At 60.4% G+C, this 18,389-nt stretch carries 16 protein-coding genes; 10 read left to right on the forward strand and 6 right to left on the reverse strand.

The window, feature by feature from the left end; all coding sequences use genetic code 11:
- Positions 1-106: 106 nt before the first annotated feature.
- Positions 107-613 (reverse strand): single-stranded DNA-binding protein, encoded by a 507-nt coding sequence (locus CXU21_RS02435; protein WP_102711491.1) that lies wholly within the window; start codon positions 611-613, stop codon positions 107-109.
- 192 nt (positions 614-805) lie between these two features.
- Here CXU21_RS02435 and CXU21_RS02440 point away from each other — a divergent pair, with 192 nt between their 5' ends.
- Genes CXU21_RS02440 through def form a run of 4 tightly spaced genes read left to right on the forward strand, consistent with a single transcriptional unit; the run spans position 806 to position 3,707 of the window.
- Positions 806-2,023 carry a cell envelope integrity protein TolA gene (locus CXU21_RS02440; protein ID WP_146016918.1) on the forward strand — a complete coding sequence of 406 codons (1,218 nt, stop codon included), beginning with the start codon at positions 806-808 and terminating at the stop codon, positions 2,021-2,023.
- Between the two features lie 41 nt (positions 2,024-2,064).
- Complete coding sequence (locus tag CXU21_RS02445; protein ID WP_102724927.1) at positions 2,065-2,691, forward strand: MotA/TolQ/ExbB proton channel family protein; 627 nt, start codon at positions 2,065-2,067, stop codon at positions 2,689-2,691.
- A gap of 7 nt (positions 2,692-2,698) precedes the next feature.
- Positions 2,699-3,127: an ExbD/TolR family protein gene (locus CXU21_RS02450; protein ID WP_102711497.1), complete on the forward strand. Its 429-nt coding sequence runs from the start codon at positions 2,699-2,701 to the stop codon at positions 3,125-3,127.
- 31 nt (positions 3,128-3,158) lie between these two features.
- Positions 3,159-3,707 carry a peptide deformylase gene (gene def / locus CXU21_RS02455; protein ID WP_102711499.1) on the forward strand — a complete coding sequence of 183 codons (549 nt, stop codon included), beginning with the start codon at positions 3,159-3,161 and terminating at the stop codon, positions 3,705-3,707.
- A 361-nt stretch (positions 3,708-4,068) separates the two neighbouring features.
- Here the strand turns inward: def and CXU21_RS02460 are convergent, their stop codons facing one another.
- The 4 genes from CXU21_RS02460 to CXU21_RS02475 all read right to left on the reverse strand — a co-directional run bounded on the left by CXU21_RS02460 (position 4,069) and on the right by CXU21_RS02475 (position 8,010).
- Positions 4,069-4,734 (reverse strand): SdpI family protein, encoded by a 666-nt coding sequence (locus tag CXU21_RS02460; protein WP_180972590.1) that lies wholly within the window; start codon positions 4,732-4,734, stop codon positions 4,069-4,071.
- A 92-nt stretch (positions 4,735-4,826) separates the two neighbouring features.
- Positions 4,827-5,156, reverse strand: coding sequence for an autorepressor SdpR family transcription factor (locus tag CXU21_RS02465; protein WP_102724929.1), 330 nt, complete (start codon positions 5,154-5,156; stop codon positions 4,827-4,829).
- 321 nt (positions 5,157-5,477) lie between these two features.
- Positions 5,478-6,659, reverse strand: a complete 1,182-nt coding sequence (locus CXU21_RS02470) for a glycoside hydrolase family 57 protein (RefSeq protein WP_102711505.1) — start codon at positions 6,657-6,659, stop codon at positions 5,478-5,480.
- A gap of 52 nt (positions 6,660-6,711) precedes the next feature.
- Entirely contained in the window at positions 6,712-8,010 is a 1,299-nt protein-coding gene (locus tag CXU21_RS02475) for a glycosyltransferase (protein WP_102711507.1), read from the reverse strand.
- Positions 8,011-8,229: 219 nt separating this feature from the next.
- Between CXU21_RS02475 and CXU21_RS02480 the strand changes: the two genes are divergently transcribed.
- Positions 8,230-10,626 (forward strand): glycoside hydrolase family 31 protein, encoded by a 2,397-nt coding sequence (locus tag CXU21_RS02480; RefSeq protein WP_102724930.1) that lies wholly within the window; start codon positions 8,230-8,232, stop codon positions 10,624-10,626.
- 19 nt (positions 10,627-10,645) lie between these two features.
- Here CXU21_RS02480 and CXU21_RS02485 read toward each other — a convergent pair whose 3' ends face one another.
- On the reverse strand, positions 10,646-11,659 hold the full coding sequence (locus CXU21_RS02485; protein ID WP_102724931.1) for a chorismate-binding protein: 1,014 nt from the start codon (positions 11,657-11,659) through the stop codon (positions 10,646-10,648).
- Between the two features lie 392 nt (positions 11,660-12,051).
- Here CXU21_RS02485 and nrfD point away from each other — a divergent pair, with 392 nt between their 5' ends.
- From nrfD to CXU21_RS02510, 5 genes are read left to right on the forward strand one after another with little or no spacing between them, the layout of a single operon-like run.
- The gene (gene nrfD, locus CXU21_RS02490) at positions 12,052-13,398 is read left to right on the forward strand and encodes an NrfD/PsrC family molybdoenzyme membrane anchor subunit (RefSeq protein ID WP_180972591.1); all 1,347 of its coding nucleotides are present in this window, start codon (positions 12,052-12,054) and stop codon (positions 13,396-13,398) included.
- Entirely contained in the window at positions 13,395-13,952 is a 558-nt protein-coding gene (locus CXU21_RS02495; RefSeq protein WP_102724933.1) for a quinol:electron acceptor oxidoreductase subunit ActD, read from the forward strand. The genes nrfD and CXU21_RS02495 overlap by 4 nt, the downstream gene beginning before the upstream one ends.
- Entirely contained in the window at positions 13,949-14,620 is a 672-nt protein-coding gene (locus tag CXU21_RS02500; RefSeq protein ID WP_102724934.1) for a c-type cytochrome, read from the forward strand. Before CXU21_RS02495 ends, CXU21_RS02500 begins: the two co-directional genes overlap by 4 nt.
- A complete protein-coding gene (locus CXU21_RS02505) occupies positions 14,617-15,846 on the forward strand; it encodes a hypothetical protein (RefSeq protein ID WP_102724935.1) in 1,230 nt (409 codons plus the stop codon). Before CXU21_RS02500 ends, CXU21_RS02505 begins: the two co-directional genes overlap by 4 nt.
- Positions 15,843-18,170, forward strand: coding sequence for a c-type cytochrome (locus CXU21_RS02510; RefSeq protein ID WP_102724936.1), 2,328 nt, complete (start codon positions 15,843-15,845; stop codon positions 18,168-18,170). The genes CXU21_RS02505 and CXU21_RS02510 overlap by 4 nt, the downstream gene beginning before the upstream one ends.
- Positions 18,171-18,389: the final 219 nt, after the last annotated feature.

Consider the following 18,389-nt stretch of genomic DNA (forward strand, 5'->3'; position numbering starts at 1 on the left):
TTCCGCATGGGGAGCGTGCCGCCTCCCCCCGGAATTCAGGGCATGAAAAAGCCGCCTGACACGGAGGAAAGGCGGCCTGGAAAAAGAAGGGGAGAGCTCCTGGAGTTTAGAATGGAATTTCGTCGTCCATATCTCCAAAGTCGTTGGAAGACTGATTGTTGGACGGCATGGGGGGAGGATTGTAGTTCTGGGCCGGGCGGGGTTGGGACTGCCCGTAGTTGCTGGAGCGAGGAGCGCCCTGGGACTGCTGGCGCGGAGCGCCGCCCATGTCGCCTTCACCGCCGCGGGGGAAGAGCTGGATGTTTTCACCGATTACCCGCAGCTTGGTGCGCTTCTGGCCGGAGGCCTTGTCTTCCCAGGAGTCCAGTTGCAGGCGTCCTTCCACAAAGACTCCGCGGCCCTTGCTGAGGTAGTTGCCGGCCACTTCCGCCTGACGGTTCCAGAGGGTGACGTCCACGAAGGTGGTTTCTTCCTGGCGTTCGCTGTTGTCGCCCGCATAGTAGCGGTTGATGGCAAGGCGAATGTCCGTGACGGCGGTGCCCTTGGGGGTGTAGCGCAGTTCGGGATCAGCGGTCAGGTTGCCCATTAAGAAGACTTTGTTGAGATTGGCCATATGGGGTGGGTGTTAACGAGGTGTATATGGTAATGTATAGGAGAGACGCCTTGCCTGTCGGGGCGTGTGGTTGGTCGCTAGCAACTATGGGCCTGAGCGGGCTCTTGTGCAATACTAAATTGCGGAATCGTCCTTCAATCATGTCTCCTTTCTACATTGCATTTGTCATGGAACCGTGAAAACTTTACCTCCATGAGTTTCAAGCAACGACGGCGAAACGGACTGTTCCGGGTTTCCTGGGGCATGTGCCTGCTGCTGTCCGTGCTTGTGCACCTGTTTTTACTGGCGGGAAGCTACCTGGTTCCGGAGGAATGGCTGGTTTCCCCGCGGCCGCCGGAAGCGGAAAAGCGGCAGGTGGTGGTGAGCGCCCGCATGGTGAAGAAGGTAGAGGCCCCGCAGGAGGGCCGGAGACAGGCGCCGGAGGAACGCCAGCCTTCCATCGTGAAGACCAGTGAGGAGCAGGAGAGCGCCACCAGGCCGGAAACGCCCAAATTCCAGAGCAACAGGAATACGCGGGCGGAAGGCGGCCGCAAGGACCCGGACAGCAGCAGGGATATGCCTGCGCAGGACGGCGTGGAGCGTGAAAACGGAGAGATTGTCCTTTTTGACCAGGAGAGGCAGGATGGCGATATGAGCCACGAGCGGGAAGGCAACAAGGAGGCCGCTCCCGGGGCTTCCGCCAACGTTCCGCCCCAGCCCCTGGAGCCGTCCATGCCTCCCGCGGGGCATCCGGATTCCATGGACCCTTCCTCCAACAAGACAGGCGCGCCCGGCAAATCAAGCGAGGAAGGCTTGGCCCGGCAGAACCGCCGCCCCGCGCAGGAAAGGGCCATGCAGCTTCCCCATGCGGTGACACTGCCCCGGCCCGGCGGCCCGGAAAAGCCGGATCCCCTTGAGGAGCTGGCCAGGAGCATTGCGAAGGGAGCCGAAAATCCCCATCTGAATCTTCCGAACCTGAACCTGCCCCCCAATACGCGCCCGGTGCAGAAGCAGCCCCTGTATGACCCCATGTTCAATGCGGAGAGCCAGCCCGGCTTCAAGACCCATGAGCAGAAGACCAAGCAAACGGGCAAATTCAGTTTCGGGCGCCGTCCCACGCTGGATGTGGAGGCTACGCCCATGGGCATGTACCAGGCGATGGTTTACCGGGCCATCGGGGAGCAGTGGTACCGCCAGTGTGACTTGAACCGGGACCTGATCGTTACCGGGACCGTGCGCATCCGCATCCTGATCGGCAAGAATGGCAAGGTCTCCTCCATGCGTCAAACTTCCCGCGTGGGGGCCAGTGAGGTGCAGAAATCCTTCACTTTCCTCGCCATTAAGCTCGCGCGGCTTCCCGCGATGCCGCCGGAAGTGAAGAGCACGCTCGTCGGGGAGTCCCTGGAAATGTATTTCGACTTTAATTTCTAATAACCTACCATCCTACAAACACTATTCACTGATACATCATTATGAACTTTATCAAGGATTGCATCATATTCTTCCAGGCAGGCGGCGTCTTCATGTATCCGCTGGCGGCCTGTTCCATCCTCCTCATTGCGGCCGTCATTTACCGCATGTTCAATATGAAGAGGAGCATCATCTGCCCCGCCAGGCTGATCCGGGCCGTGGAACAGTACACCGGCGGCTCCCTGGAGCGCGGTGAGCTGGAGAAGATCGCCGCGGCTTCCAATTCCGTGGAAGGCCGCCTGGTGCTGGAGGCACTGAATTCCCCCCTGGAGGATGAAGCCTCCCTGAAGGAGATGATCCAGGTGAAGGCCCGTGAAGAATTCGTGATGCTCCAGGCGGGCCTCCCCCTGCTGGACATGATTGTAATGATTGCCCCCATGTTCGGCATTCTGGGGACGGCCAGCGGCCTGGTACAGATTTTCAGCGTGTTCGGCATGGATGAAAGCCACGGCATGATTGCCCAGGGGATTGCCCAGGCGCTGAATACGACGATCGCCGGCCTTGCCATCGCCACTCCCGCCGTAATCGCGCACGTTTATTATTCCCGCAAGCTGGAGCGCATCTCCGCCTCCATGGAAGTCCTGCTGACGGAGCTGATTTCCTTCCGCTGCCATCATCCCCAACACTGACCCGGCCATGCAGTTTTACCGCAAGAAAGCAAGAACCATGGGGGTGCCGATTGTCCCCATGATTGACATTTTAACCATTCTGCTCATCTTTTTCATTGTCCATACCCAGTGGAAAAAGCCGCAGTCCCTGCTGAAGATAGACGTTCCGGGCGCGGAGTTCATGGAAGGGGCTCCTTCCGCGGAACAGCGCGCCGTTCTGGCCGTGACGGGGGAATCCTCCATTTCCCTGAATGGGAACCTGGTGGAGATGAAGGAGCTGGCAGCCGCCCTGGAAGCCCTGAAGAAGGAAAATCCTGAGGTCAAGCTGCAGCTTGACGTGGATAAGAAGGCGGAGTTTGGTGTCATTGTAGGCATTTGGGATGCGCTGACATCTGTGGGTATTGACGCAGGGGATGTTCCTGCCAGAATAGAAATCAACAAGTCCGGCGCCCGGTAAACGCCTTAACACATAACACTTCTCCCTCCCGATGTTGTTGGAAATCGCACAGTATGGAAGTCCGGTATTGAAAGAAAAATGCCGTCCCGTGGAACATTTTGACGAAGGCCTGAAAGCTCTGGCGGAAAACATGCTGGAAACCATGTACGCCGCGGAAGGAATCGGCCTGGCGGCTCCGCAGGTGAGCATTCCCGTTCAACTGGTGGTGATTGACATTCCCCAGGAGGAAGAATCCGTGACGTGGCTGAAAGTGAACGGGGAAGACAAGGAGTTGTCCGACATCATGCCCCTGATGTTCGCCAATCCCGTTCTGGAGCCTTACGGTCCCATGCACCCTTTCCATGAAGGCTGCCTGAGCGTGCTCAAGATACGCGCCTCCGTCGTGCGACCGGATTTTGTCAAAGCTACGGTGCTTCTGATAGATGGCAGGGAAGTGACGATTGACTGCAACGGGCTGCTGGCAAGGTGCCTGCAGCACGAATGCGACCATTTGAACGGCATCCTGTTTGTGGAGCGCGTTTCTTCCGCCCAGAAGATCACCCTGCGCAATAAATTGAAGCGCCTGGCAACCGGGTATTGACGGGTTTCCCGGATGGGGCCGCCTGTTTGGCAAAAAGTCCCGCCGTCAGGGGAAATCACTTTTGAGTTGCCACGATAAAGCGCGGGTTTAACTGGTCTGTTGCACCCTGAGGTATAACGGTCTGTGAAATTTCTGGACTGGGTTTCTTTCTGCACGTGCCTGAATCCTTCTCCATGAACTTTATTTCACTCCGCATCTGCTCAGGGAGCCAGATTGGGGTGCGCAGAAAATCTTGATCTCTTTTTCTTCAAACAGAGTGATGATTTCCCGTGGTCCCGTTATTCATATCCGGCATGGTTTCCTGCGGTGCAGAGGAGGGAGGAGTGTCGCCTCTTTCTCCAGCCAATGATTAGGCCGGTCATCAACAAACGCCGCTGTCAGATGAAGATGGAGGTTCCGTCCTGTTCCTGCGGGGCTTCCAAAGAAGTATGATCAATGCCTGAAGCAGAAGGGAGGCCATGTTAAAAATGAAGATTGCAGGAAAGGAGCCGGGCAGGAGAAGCGTCACAAGGATGTTGAACAGGCTTCCGCAGAATAGAAGCCTGCCGCCCAGGCGCTGAACACTTACCCATGCTCCATCACTACTGAAGGCGTAAGGGGTGCGTATTCCGAACCATTTGTTGGGAGTTATCTTGGGACAAACGTTGGCCAGGAGCAGAAGAAATATGTTCATACTTATGAAGATGACTTTGGCCGTGTCTCCCAGGCTGACCGTATTTGTCAGGCTTGTCTTTTGAATGGCCAGGCAAAGATAGGAAAACAGTCCGACCAGGAAGAATTCCGCGTACGTGGCTATCCTCGCACCAATCTGCCTGTTATTTTCATTCCTGCTGAAATGAATGGGCAAAAGGATGATCAGACGGAGAATCTTCCCGATGAGGAAGCCGAGGATTCCCAGGCCAATGAGTCCCAGAAGGGCGTCCATGCCGTCCTTGTCCTCAAAACGGGTGGGAATGCCGTATTCATTGAAATGGACGGCGACGCGGGCGGGCAGCCGTGACGATACGGCTGCATAGTAAGTCAGCATGGGAAACAGGGCTATGACAAGTTCGTTGAAAATTGGCCCGATCCACCAGGATGGGGAAGATTGAGCAGAGGGCGAGGCTGGCTGCATGGCGTTTAATGATTGGGCTGGGTTCCGATGATTTTGTTCCATTTTCCGGAGGATGTTTCGCGGGCCGCCTTGAAATTGCCTATCCAGACCAGTATTTCTTGGAGAACGCTCAGGTTGACATCGTAAAAGATGAATTTGCCTTCCCTGTGGTCGCGGACGAGGTCGGCTTCTTTTAAAACAGACAGGTGGCGGGAGATAGCGGCTCCGGTAATACTGAAATGTTCCGCGATTTCTCCGGCCGGCATGGCGCCGTTTTTAAGTATTTCCAGAATTTCACGGCGCGTGGGGTCAGCCAGGGCTCTGAGCGTAGGTTGCAGGGAAGAGGGATTATTCATTTTACATTTAACTTTAATGTTAAATGTTTCTAATATGGATTCCCGGCGAGGTCAACAAAAATGAAGAGAAGGAACGAACGGGAACGCTTGTTTACCACGTTACTGCGTGTCGTGATAGCCCCTCTGATGGGATCATTCCTGAAACCGGACTGCCGACGGATTCCAAGGATAAAATAGTCTAAAACTTTCCCGCGCCGCAAACCTTTGCAGCAAACTGAATCATTGTACGGATGGAGAACGTACGTTGTGGGGAGGAGCGTTCGCTGACGCTTTCAGTTTCAGGCCGAATGCTGCAAATGCCCGCTGCGTTCCAAGGGGAGCTTAGGAGACTGCCGCAGGGACCGGAGCGTTCTGTGATTCCCTTTTAACGCGGATTTGAAGGTCCGCCAGAGCGTTCATGTAGTAAATGTACGCGTCAAAGGCGGAGGCATACGGGGTGAAGGAGTTTTCCTTCTGCATGTAATGGAAGTGGTCCGCACTCTGGAGCTTGCGCCAGACGTGGGTGAGGTCCTTGTCATTGGCCGCCTTCACCGGTTTTTCCAGCCGGTAGATTTTGCGGATGGCTTCATCCTGCATGACGTTGCCGTTCCAGTGGGACATGGTTCCGAAGGTGGAGCAGGTCATTTCCTGGGTGCATTCACAGACGGAGACGGGCTTGATTTCCTGCACTACTTCGGACGGGGTCATGAACCGGTTGCCCGCGTCCAGGCAGGCGAGAATCATGGTGCGCCAGAATTCAAAGACGCCCGTAGCGTCGGACTGGCGTTCGCCCAGCGTTTCATAGTCCATGGACAGGGTGGTGACGCTGCCCTGCTGGTGCGTCAGCCAGTCTGCGAAGGTGGTGGGGGAAAGCGGGTATTCCGGCCATTCCGGATCAGTCCGCATGATGGCCAGGTCATTGGAGAGTTCCCGGTTGCGGAAGATGGTAGTGGTGTTGTACACCCACGGAGCCAGAAATACTTCATTGCTGGTGAATCCCTTGAGCATGGCAGGGTTGCCGTCCGCCATGATTCCTTTGAATCCGAGCGTTTCCGCCTGCGCCGCAATGGCGTTGGAGTACAGCATCCCGGTGTTCATCAGCACGTCTGATTCCTGGCGGAAAAGTTTTTTGAGAAGTTCCCGGTGTTCTTCAATCTGTTCCGCGAATTCCTGGGGGGAATAGACGGAGGCCAGGGAGTTGTAGTACGGCATCACCAGAAAGTCCACGCAGCCGGTTTCCGCCAGTTCCTTGAAGGCGGCGATGAGGTCCGGCCTGTGGTACAGGGCCTGTTCCAGAATGACGCCGCTGAGGGCCAGCCCGAAACGGAATTTGCCCTCCGTCAGTTCAATGAGCTGCTTCATCAGCCGGGTGGCCGGGAAATAGCAGCGTTCCGCCACTGTGCTGAGCACGCGGGCATTCAGATCGTCATCTTCATAAAAGGCGTGTTCTCCAATTTTGAAGAAATCGTAATGAATCAGCCGGTTGGGCTGGTGTGCCACGAAAGTGAGGGAAATATTGCTCATTGGAAGGGGGGAGAGGGCTGTGAGTTATCGTGTGGGTTGAAAGGGGAAGTTTTCAGCGGTTCAGCACGTGTTCATAAACCCGGATGACCTTGTCCGCGGCGGCGTCCCAGGTGGAAGCCTTGATGTCTTCCGTGCTCTGTTCCACCACTTTCCGGTACAGCTCCTCATCCGTGCAGAGGTGCACGATGTGTTCCGCCATCTTGTTGACGTCCCAGAAGTCCGCTTTCAGGGCTCCTTTCATGACTTCCGCCACGCCGGATTGTTTGGAGATGACGGCGGGTATGTTGAACTGGGCCGCTTCCAGGGCGGAAAGGCCGAAGGGTTCCGAGACGGACGGCATGCAGTAGATGTCCGTGATGGAGAGCAGGTCATTGACCTTGTCCTTGTTCAGGAATCCGGTGAAGTGGAATTTATCTCCCACCCCCTTGAATGCGCCGGATTCAATCAGCTGGCGGAGTTTTTCCCCGGTACCGGCCATGACGAAGCGTACGTCGTCCGTCTGTTCCAGCACCTTGGCGGCGATTTGCAGGAAGAAGCCCGGGCCTTTCTGGGCCGTGAGGCGCCCCAGGAAGAGCACGAGCTTTTCCGGGAATTTTTTCTTTCCCTTGAACACCTTGACGGGATCCGCTCCGTTGTGGATGGGGAAAATCTTGTGGGGGTCAATGGCATAGTGCCCGCTGGCGATCGTGCCCGTGTATTTGCTGACCGGAATGACGGCGTCCGCCTGTTCCATGCCGAATTTTTCAATGTCGTAAATCCAGCCCCGGGCGTCCGCCCCGGCGCGGTCAAACTGGGAGGCGTGCAGATGAACCACCAGGGGCTTGCCCGTGGCTTTTTTCACTTCCACCCCGGCCAGGTAGGTCATCCAGTCATGGGCATGGATGATGTCAAAATCCTGCTGCATGGCCACTTTCACCGCTATTTTGGAGAACTGGATGACTTTCAGGGCCAGGTCTCCGGCATAGAGGTCTTCCTTGTTCTTGAACAGCTGGAGGTCAGCTTCATGCGTCCTGGAGAAGGTGATGCGGCCTTCCTTGGTGAACTGCACGGTGCCGGATTCCCCTTCCACCGTGGTGTAGGGGTCCAGTTCAATCGGGGCATGCTCCACCAGGGCGAAGCTGTCATAGGAATATTTCTGGTCCACCTGCTCCACTTCCCGGTAGGAGACATTGTTGAGGCCAGTGAGCTGGAACCCGTCGAAAAGGGCGGAGGGATCGGCTTTGGGAACGATCACCCTTAAATTCACTTTTTTTGCCAGCGCCTTGGAAAGGCCAAGGCAGGCAATGCCCAGCCCCCCGTTAACCAGGGGTGGGAATTCCCATCCTAATGTAAGAACTCGGATTGTGCTCATTGGTTGATGTGGGTTGTTGGTGTCGGGAAGGATGCGGCGCCATGCCGTATTGTACACCAAGGCAATAAAACCAGATTTTTCATGTGCGGTCTAGAGTAATATTAGTAATTTTGTCTTAATAATGAAAAGAAAAGCGGTGGTTTAGTTCAATCTTGCGTTCGTCATAAAATTGATTTAATCTGAATCGAACGCTCTGGTACTTTCTTCTGTTTGGCTTCAATGCGCTCCTTTTCCAACATCCCTGAAAAGCGGAAAACGCCCCCTCTCCGGGGGCGGCTCGTTAAATGGGAGTATACGAATGCCGTTTCTAAAATAACTCTCAGCGTGTGCATTGCGGACGCCGGAATTGTCCGCGTGACGTATTTCACCGGACCGGTGCCCGAAGACGAGCCCAGTTATGCCGTGAGTCCCGCGTATGAGGCCCCGGGAGCGGAAATCCGGGAGCATGACGAAGCGGGAGTGCATGTCATTGAAACATCCCTGTTGCGGATACGCATCCGCACGGAGGAGCAAAAGGTGGATTTTTACGATATTGTCACGGATGAGCCCCTGCTGGCGGATGAAGGCGGCTTTGGCCGGGAGTCCAAGGACTGGACGGGGGACGCCCGCGTGTGGATACGGAAAAAACTCCAGGAAACGGAGCACTTCTTCGGCCTGGGGGACAAGCCCTGCGCCCTGAACCTCCGGGGCAAGTATTTTTCCATGTGGGGGGCGGACCATTATGATTTCCATGAGGAGTCAGACCCCCTGTACAAGAGCATCCCGTTCTTCCTGAGCCTCCGGGACGGGAAAGCGTACGGCCTGCTTTTTGACAATACCTGCCGCTCCTACTTCGACTTCGGCGCTACGGATGAAAAGGTGCTGACCTTCGGTTCGTTTGGGGGCCTGATGAATTATTATTTCATTTACGACCGCCGCCCGCTGGACATCGTGGCCGCCTACACCCGCCTTACCGGCACGCCGGAACTGCCGCCGCTGTGGGCGCTGGGCTACCACCAGTCCAAATGGAGCTATTACCCTGACAAGGCGGTGTACAACCTGGTGGAGCGTTTCCGGGACCTGGGCATTCCGTGTGACGCCGTCCATCTGGACCACCATTACATGGAGAAGAAGGAGGGGTTCACGTGGGACAAGTATAATTTTCCGGATGCGGCGGGCATGGTCCGCTCCCTGGAGGAGGACGGGGTGAAGACGGTCCTGATCGTGAATCCCGGCGTGAAGATCAATCCGGCCAGCCCGGTCTGGGCGGAGGGCCTGGAACGTAATTATTTCTGCCGCCGGGCGGAAGGCAGCCTTTTATCGGAGGAAGTCTGGCCCGGACTCTGCAATTTCCCGGATTTCACGGCTCCTGCCGTCCGGAGCTGGTGGGCGGACCTGTTCCGGCATGACCTCCGGGAGGTAGGCGTGCGCGGACTATGGAACGACATGAACGAACCGGTCATTTTTCCGGACCGCACGTTCCCGATGGATACGCGGCATGAATATGACGGCATGCCCTGTTCCCATGAAAAGGCCCATAACATTTACGGGCAGTGCATGGCGGAAGCCTCCTGGCTGGGCATGAAACGCCACGCGCCGGACAGGCGCCCCTTCCTGCTGTCCCGCTCCGGTTTTGCCGGGCTCCAGCGGTTTGCCGCCACCTGGACGGGGGACAACCGTTCCAACTGGGAGCACTTGAAGCTGGCCAACTTCCAGTGCCAGCGGCTTGCCGCCTCCGGCATTTCCTTTGCGGGGGCGGATGCGGGGGGCTTCATGGGCCATCCCACCCCGGAGCTGTTCTGCCGCTGGATGCAGATGGCCGCGTTCCACGGCCTTTTCCGCAATCATTCCTCCGGGGAATTCGGCGGGCAGGAGCCCTGGGTGTTCGGCCAGGAGGTGACTGGATACGTGAAGGCCGCCATTGAAGGGCGGTACCGCCTTCTTCCCTATATCTATACCCAGTTCCGCCGTTATGCGGAAACGGGCATGCCCGTGCTGCGCTCCCTGGCGCTGCAATGCCATGAGAACCGGGATACCTACTGGCGCGGAGCGGAATATTTCTTTGGGGACCATTTGTACGTCGTCCCCATCCATGAGCCGCAGGAAGGAGGGCGTTTCCTGTATATCCCGGAAGGCGTCTGGTATTCCTACCACACGGACAGGCTGATGGAGGAGACCGGAAAGGACGTGTGGGTGAAGTGCCCGCTTTCCTTCCTCCCCGTATACGTCCGCGGCGGGGCGGTAGTGCCTCACTGGCCCGTCCAGCAGCACGCGGGCGAGCTGCCGCGGCCTCCGCTGTCGCTGGACGTCTGGTGGGCTCCGGAGGCGGAAGCGACCTCCCACCTGTATGAAGACGCCGGGGACGGCTACGGGTACAGGAACGGGGAATGCGCCATGCATGAGTTCCTGTACCGCGGCGGCTCAAGCTCCCTGGAACTGGGCTGGAAGTGCGTGGGGGACGCCTGCGCGTTCCATGAGTCCGCGGAAGTGGTCCTGCACGGCCTGCCGGCGGGGATTCCCGTCAGCGCATTGATGGATGGAGTCCCGTGCAGCGGCGTGGCCAGGGATGGCCGGGTATGGAGAATCCCGGTGAGGGCCAAATTTGAGACTCTTTCCGTGAGCTGGGCGGGGGAATAATCCCTTCCGTGTATAGTGCTTACGGAAGCTGGAAACTGTGCCTGACGGTATCCCTCTTTAATTTCAGCTCCCGCCATTCATGCGTCAGGGTGGAGGAGGCCACGACTCCCCCTCCGGTGCATAGCGCCAGCCGCTGTCCCTGCCAGTACAGGGACCGGATACCCACCAGGCAGAAGAAGTCCCCGTCCTCCAGGAATCCGAAGGGGGCACCGAAATGGGCCGGGCAGCGCAGGCGTGAACGCCAGTCGTCCAGTTGGGCCAGCGTCTTTTCCGTGCGGGGCTGGGACCCCAGGGCCGGGGTGGGGTGCAGCAGCCGTATCCAGTGGTCCGGGGGCATGGGGGCGTCCGCTTCCAGGGTGAGGTGCGTGACGAAGTGAATCAGGGTATCCAGGTTCAGCACGCCGCGGGACGTTCTGGTGACGCTGCCGTAGGGGGACAGGCGGGAAAGGATGCTCCCTGCCACGATTTCATGCTCGCGGATTTCCTTGTCGTCATTGATGAACACCCCCTCGTCCTCGGGGCGCGCCGTTCCGGCCAGGGCCATGGTCGCCAGGCGGCGGCCCTGCTGGTGGAACAGGGTTTCCGGAGTGGCTCCGCAGAAGCCTTCCTGCTCCGTCCACCAGGCATAGGGGTAATGAACCGTGGAACCGTTGACGGCCCGCAGGATGAGTTCCCGTGGAACGTGGGGAGCCTGCATTTCTCCGAACTGGGGCGTGGCGGGAACGCTTTTCACCAGCTGCCCGGAAGCGATTTGTTCAATGATTTCCGCAAAAACCTGGGCGTACGCGTCCGGTGACGGTTCCGCCCACCGGATTTCCGGAGCGGGGGGCAGGGCGCCTTCGGGTTCCGGAATGGAGTGGAGGGCGGTGGGTATCTTCCAGGGTTGCGGGTCGTCCAGCCGGAACGTGTTGACGTAAAAGGCGGGACCGGATTCCGGGGGCGCGGCTGATTCCCGGAACGGCCCGGTTCCGAGAAGCAGTCCGCGGGAAGGGTGTCTGATCAGGGCTCCGGAAGTCAGCGTGCTTATGTCCATGCGCAGCCCATCTTAAAATGCCAGGTGGGGGAATTCCAGCTATTTGAATGTTTGTGAAGGGCCGTTTGAAGCCCGCAGGGCGGACGAATCAGCCCCTTACCCTGTGGAAAGGTTGTTGCAAGGGCCGGAATCCCCTTGTTTCCAGCACGGCGGGCCGTTAAGAAAACGGCGCAGTTCCCGTTTGTTTATCATGTCCTCAACCACCCATGGCGCGCCGCACGGGCCTGTGGCTCTCCATAACGGTTAACAGATTTTTTGAAAGAATACGGACTTTCACTCCGCATGATATTCCGTAACGCCGCCATTGCCGGGAACCGCGCGCCATGTCACGCGCCTTCCCTTTTGAATTGACGGGAAAACGCACTCAAGTAAGCTCTAGCGAGCTTCCGCCCATGCAGATGATGACCAGACCAGCACCAGCCGTTTCTTCCGCCGCCGTTCCGGTGAAGACCATGCTGGCGGAGGTTCGCAGGCCGCTGGGGCCTGTATGGTGGTGCGTGTTCCTTGCCAGCGCGTTGCTGGCGGCATGGGGCGTGGGGTGGAGTTCCTGGCGCATCGCCGCGGAGGGCGTGGGGGTGCTGGGGCTGAACAATAACGTGGTGTGGGGGCTGGACATCGTTCACTTCGTCTTCTGGATAGGCCTGGGCCACGCGGGCACCCTGATTTCCGCCGTTCTGCTCCTGACCCGCCAGTCATGGAGAAGCCCTATCGCCCGCGGAGCGGAACAGATGACCCTGTGCGCGGTCATCTGCGCCGCCGTCTTCCCCGTGGTGCACGTGGGGCGCGTCTGGATGGCGTGGATGGCCTCCCCCCTGCCGGAGGTGAGCGGCATCTGGCCGGACATGGCCTCCCCCCTGATGTGGGATGTGATGGCTGTCAGCACGTATTTTCTGCTCTCTGCGTTGTACTGGTACATCGGGCTGATTCCGGATTTCGCCCTGCTGCGAGATTGCTGTACGGGGCGCCTGCGGCGGCGGTACGGCTGGCTGGCGCTGGGCTGGCAGGGAACAGGCCGCCAATGGCGCGCCTATGAGAAGGCCAGCCTCCTTTTTGCGGTCATCCTGACTCCCCTGGTGGTATCCGTCCATTCCGTCGTGAGCTTTGACTTTTCCGTGACGCAGGTGCCGGGCTGGCACCAGAGCATTTTTCCCCCTTATTTCGTGGGCGGGGCCATTTTAAGCGGCATGGCCATGGTCCAGCTGATTTTGCTGGGGGTGCGCCGCCTGATGTCCGGCAGCGGCGTCCGGCAGGCCATCACTCCCGCCATTCTGGATTTGAGTTCCCGGTTTGTCCTGGCCCTGAGCCTGGTGATGGGGGCCATGTACCTGTGGGAGCACATGGCCGTTCTGCTGAATGGCGGCGGTCCGGAGCTGTTCCCGGGCAGGAATCCGGTCAATGCCGTGTTCCTGGCGGCCATGGTCGCCGGGAACGTGCTGCTGCCCCAGCTGTTCTGGTTCCGTTCCCTGCGCACCAGCCGCTGGGTGATTGCCGTCGTGGCCCTGGGCGTGCTGGCGGGCATGTGGATGGAACGCTTCTGGATTGTGGTGAATTCCCTGAAGGCGTCCCTGCTGGCCGCCAACATCGGGGATTATTACCCCAGCCTGACGGATCTGGCGATGATGGCCGGGAGCGCGGGACTGTTCACGGCGCTGTACATGGCGCTGGTGCGCGTGACTCCGTTCTTTTCCCTGTGCGACGTGCGGGAACAGCAGTCCCTGAACAAGGAGGGCGGCGCATGAAGAAGAGGCGCATCACCTCCGGATGGGTGCTTTCATTCCGTTCGGAAGAAGACCTTTACCAGGCCGTCAGAAGGCTGGTGAAGGAGGATGGCGTGCATTGGGAGGTCTGCGCCCCCTATCCCTGCGCCGCCGTGCGGCTTGCCAACCGCCATGCCGGAAGGGCCGTGGGCGCAGGCGTGCGCCTGTGGGCCGTGGCGGGCGCCCTGTGCGGGTTCCTGGCCGTGGCCCTGTGGATTTACTGGACGCAGTTCTGCGCGGACCCCCTGGTGGCCCAGGGCCGGGTGCAGGGCTGGGATAACTGGCCCGCGTACGTTCCGCCCGTGTTTGAAGGTACGCTGCTGGGGGCGGGCCTGCTGACCGCCGCCGGATTCCTGAAAGGGGCCGTTCTCCCCAGGTGGAACGACTGGGCGTTTGAATGTGATTTTTTCAGGACGGACGAACACGGAAACGGTTACTTCATTCTGCTGGAAGGGGGACAAGAAGGAGCCGCCCTGGCCGTGGCCCTGCAGCCGGAGGCTAGCGAACACATCCATGCGGAAGGGGGGCTGTCATGAGAGGCGGCGTGATGGCGGTCGCCGCCCTGGCGGTGCTGGGGGCGGCCTGGTTCCTGGTGCGGGATGACGGCGGCAGGAATCCCGTTCCCCATTTGTTTGACAATATGAATGAGCGTCCGCTGGCGGACGCCCAGCAGGTGCAGGAACCCGTTTTTACCCCCGCAGGCCGTAACGTGCGCCTGACTCCGCCCCGCGCCGTGGCCCGGTCCCTGGGAGGGGCCGGAATGGAACGCGGAGGCGGCCGGGATTCCTTTGCCGCGGACGGTTCCTATTTTTCTTCAGGCCGCATGCAGGGCGGGGAGGAGGATTCCATGCCTCTGGAGCTGGGCGGCGTTTCCCGCAGCCGTGACGTGCTGGCGGAAGGCCGCGCGCTGTATCTGGCGCACTGCGCCGTCTGCCACGGAGCAGACGGCCGCGGCCGCGGCGGCATGGCGGCCTATGACACCTACCCCCAGATAGGCTCCTTCCGGGATGAAAAGTACGCCGCCTACTCCCCCGGAAAGATGTTCCGGAGCATCCGGCTGGGGCAGGGGAACATGCCCGCGTTCGGGAACATTCTTCCGGCACGGGAAATCTGGTGCCTGGTGGCGTTCATCCGCCAGCTTCAGGCGCTGCCGGGTTCCCCGGAGGAGCAGGCCTTCATGAAACAGGAGAAACACCGTCCATGAACAGAAATACATCGTCAACCGGAAGGGAGCACCGGGACAGGCCGGGATTCGGCTGGGCCGGGCGTTCCGCCGCCCTCGCCCTGTGGATCATCTCCGTCCTGCTCTGGTGCGTGCTGATGCGCCAGTCCTTTACGGCCATGCCGTGGGATGACATGACGGTGGCCGGGGAACGGCTCCAGGAATTGAGGCGGCCGTTTGCCGTCGCCGGAATGGCCGTGGGCATGCTGGGAACCGGCGTGTGCCTGGGAACCCTGTTCTGGCTCTGCCTGTCTTCCGTGACGGGAGCCCGCTGGGGCATTGAGCTGAGGCGCGTGCTGGCGGCGGGATGCTGGGGGTTCCTGCCGGGCGTTCTGGTGCTGGCGGGTACGGCCGGCTGCCTGACCACCGTGATTTTTCCGGAAGCGGCCCGGTACTGGGGCGTTGCGGATATTTCCCTTCCCGGCGTCAGGGCCTTCGGCGTGCTGGATTTGACGGATGCCGCGTGGTGGAACCCGGCGTGGCTGTATGTGCGCATGGGCATCATGGTGGTCCTGGCCTGGAGCATGGCCCAGGTGTGGGCCGTCCTGTCCGCGGAAAAGGAGGTCTGGCAGCCCTCCTTCCACAGGGGAGCGGCGGCGTTCTGCATGATTGCCGCCGTCATGGTGCTGGGCGTGCTGGGCTTTGACTTGCTGGGGGGCACCGGGAAGCCCGTTCTTTCCATGTTCCCCGTGTACATGATTGCTTACGCCCTGCTGGTTTCCCTGGCATTTGCCGTGCTGGCCGCCGCCGGCCTGAGGAAGCTGGCCGGGGGCAAAGGGCTGCCCTGGCCCCACCTGGGGGGCATGCTGGCTGCCGTGGTGCTGGTGAAGGCGTATATCACGTACTCCCAGTACATGATTACCTGGTATGCCTCCATTCCTGATGAAATGTCCTTTTATGACGCCGCATCCTCCGGCTGGTCCGGACTCCTGTCCGCGGGGCTGGGGCTGGAGCTGCTGCTGCCCTTCCTGGTCCTGCTCTTTCCCGCGTTGAGGCGCCGCCCGTCTGCGCTGGCCGCCGTCAGCGCCAGCATGCTGCTTGGCTCCCTGCTGGAAGCGTGCTGGATGTTCGGCCCCGGGCTGGGGCTGCCGCCGGATGCGTGGGGAACGTGGGTCCCCCTGGTTCTGCTCCTGGGGGTGATGGGCGCCATCTGCTGTTTTTCCTTCCTGGGGGCCTTGAGCGTCCGCAGGGTATTTCCCGAATCATGATGAACCTTTCCGCCTCCGTTTCCTCCCTGTTCCGCCGCCGTCCGGACGAGTGGCTGCCGCTTTTCTGGCTGGCGGCGGCCTGCGTGCTAGGGCTGGTGTGGTCCCTGGTCCATGCCTCCGGGCTGGTGGCGGGGGCTCCGCTCCCCTGGTCGGCGGGGCGCCTCATGTTCGCCTTTTACGGCGTCCTGGTGTATGGCTGGGCTTTCCCCTGCCTGTTCTCCTGCATGACGGGAACCGGGGGGCGATGGCTGAAACCCGCGGAATGGCTCTGGCATGCCTGCGTCCTTCTGGGGCTGGGGACGATAGCTGCGGGTGACGGAAGCGGCCTGCTCCTGATGCCTTTTGACTGGTGGGTTTGCCCGGTTTTTGCCCTTCTTTCCGCCGTGATGGCGTGCGCTGCGTGGTTCAAGCCCTCTCCCTGGTCCGTGCGTCTGCTGTTCAGTTCTTCCGCAGTGGGCGCGGCGGCCGCTCTCCTGGCTCTGGGGCATACGCAGGCTTTGTCCATGAACGGCTTGCTGGACGCCTCCTCCCTGGGAGGCTCCCTGTCCTGCGGGCTGATGTTTGCCGCCCTGGGGGCGGCGGCCCTCCGCCTGGATGCGGCGCATGGCCGGATGTTCGGAATCCTGTCCGTCTGGGCGGCCGTGGTGCTGCTGGCGGCTCCGGTGATTGGCGGCCTGGCGGGGCTCCGCGGTTTTCCCGTGCCGTGGGCGCTGGTGGAGGCCGGAGCGGTCTGGGCCTGGTGCGCCGCTCTCCCCGCCGTGCTGATGGTTGTACTATTCTGGATGAAATCCGGTCCGGAACCGGGAATGTGGCTGAAATCCGGCTGCTCCGCGCTCGCGTTGCTGGCGGCGTGGAACGTTCTCTCTGGTTCCTGCCTGGAACTGATGCAGTTTTCCCTGTGCGTGTGGCATGAGGCGGAATTATGGGTGCTGCTGGCCGCCGCGGTGCTGATGATGGCCGGGAGGAAGAGCCCCGCACGGTTTCCCGTGGCGTGGTGGCTGTTTTCCGCGGGCGTCTGCGGCGTGCTGCTGGCTTATGCCGTGGGCGTGGTCGCCGCGATGGATGTTCAGGCCTTTCCCGTAGCCCGGCGCGCGGAATTGATGAGCGGCTGGGTGGGCATGGCTGCCTGCGTCCATGCCGCCGCCATGGCCCTGTGCCTGGCGGGCAGCCTCTGCCTGTGGCGTCCGGCGCGGGCGGAGGCCGGAGCGCCGGAAACGGAAACTCCGGTTCCCGGACGTCTTTTTTCCGTCTTTACCGTTCCTGCGGCGCTTGTTCTGGTGACGGCCGCCGTCGTGCTGCTGCATGCCCCGGCTCCGGATTCCCTGGAGGTGAGGCGTCCCGCCCAGGATGCGGAAGGAGCCCGGATTTATGCCGCGGAGGGGTGCGCCCTGTGCCATACGCAGATGATCCGGCGTTCCATGTCCGGCAGGGACTGGCAGACGGCGATTGACCGCGGGACGGACCCGGATTTTCCCTACCGCGTCAGTGAACCGGAAGACATGGATGCCGAGTTCAACAGGGAAGGGGCCCCGCAGGCGGGCGTGGCGGCCATAGGCCCGGACCTGAGCAATGCGGCGGAATACGCCGCCGGAAGGCTGGAATATGAAGACGCCGTGTCCGGCGGCACGCTCCGGGCCGCGCAGGTCCGGGAATGGCTGGCCCTGCATCTTTACAACCCGCGGGAGACGCAGTTCAAAAAGCCCTGGACCGTGTGCCCCGCCATGCCCGGATTATTTGAGGAACGCCCGGTAGAGGGGAACGCACCATCCACAAACGCCCTGCCTGTCCGGATGGAGCAGGGCCGGGAGCTGGTTCCGTCCCGCCGGGGGGAGCGCCTGCTGAACTACCTGGCTTCCCTCCGGAGGGTGGAGCCCTCCGTGAAGCGTGACCGGATCCATTCCCTCCCGGCCTTGTCCCATATTCATCCGGATTATGCCGCCCATCCTCCCGCCGTGGACATGGAATGCCTGAAAAAGGCCCGCGCCGCCGCCGTGATGGAAAAGGGCAGGGGCGTATACCTTTCCAAATGCGCCATCTGCCACGGCAACGGCGGCATGGGGGACAAGGTGACCTATCCGCCCCTGGCCGGGTCCGAATGGCTGAAGGAAAAGCCTGACGCGGAAATCGTGAAGATCATCCTCCAGGGGCTGACCGGACCAATAACGGTGAACGGGAAGGAATGGGATTCCACCATGCTGCCGCCCGGCGTTACGGATTCCCGTGACCTGGCGAACCTGCTCACGTTCCTTCGCCGCCAGTTCGGCGGCGTGGAAAAGGCGGCCTATACGCCGGAACAGATGGACGCCATCCGCCGGGAGCTGTAACGGCGCGCGGCATTGTTTTTTCCTCCCCCCGTTTCAAGCGGGGCAGAGGGGCGGCCGTGGAAAAATCCCACGCTTTACACTTCTTGAATGCGCGGCGGGAATAGAAGCAAATGCCATTCTATGAATTTGGAAAATACGTCCGCCATTGCTCCGGACAAAAACGTTGTTATCGGAACCTTCCCCCGCCGCTTTGTCTTCCCGGAAATCCCGGGAAGCGGC

Source organism: Akkermansia muciniphila (assembly GCF_002884975.1).
Taxonomy (GTDB): domain Bacteria; phylum Verrucomicrobiota; class Verrucomicrobiia; order Verrucomicrobiales; family Akkermansiaceae; genus Akkermansia; species Akkermansia muciniphila_C.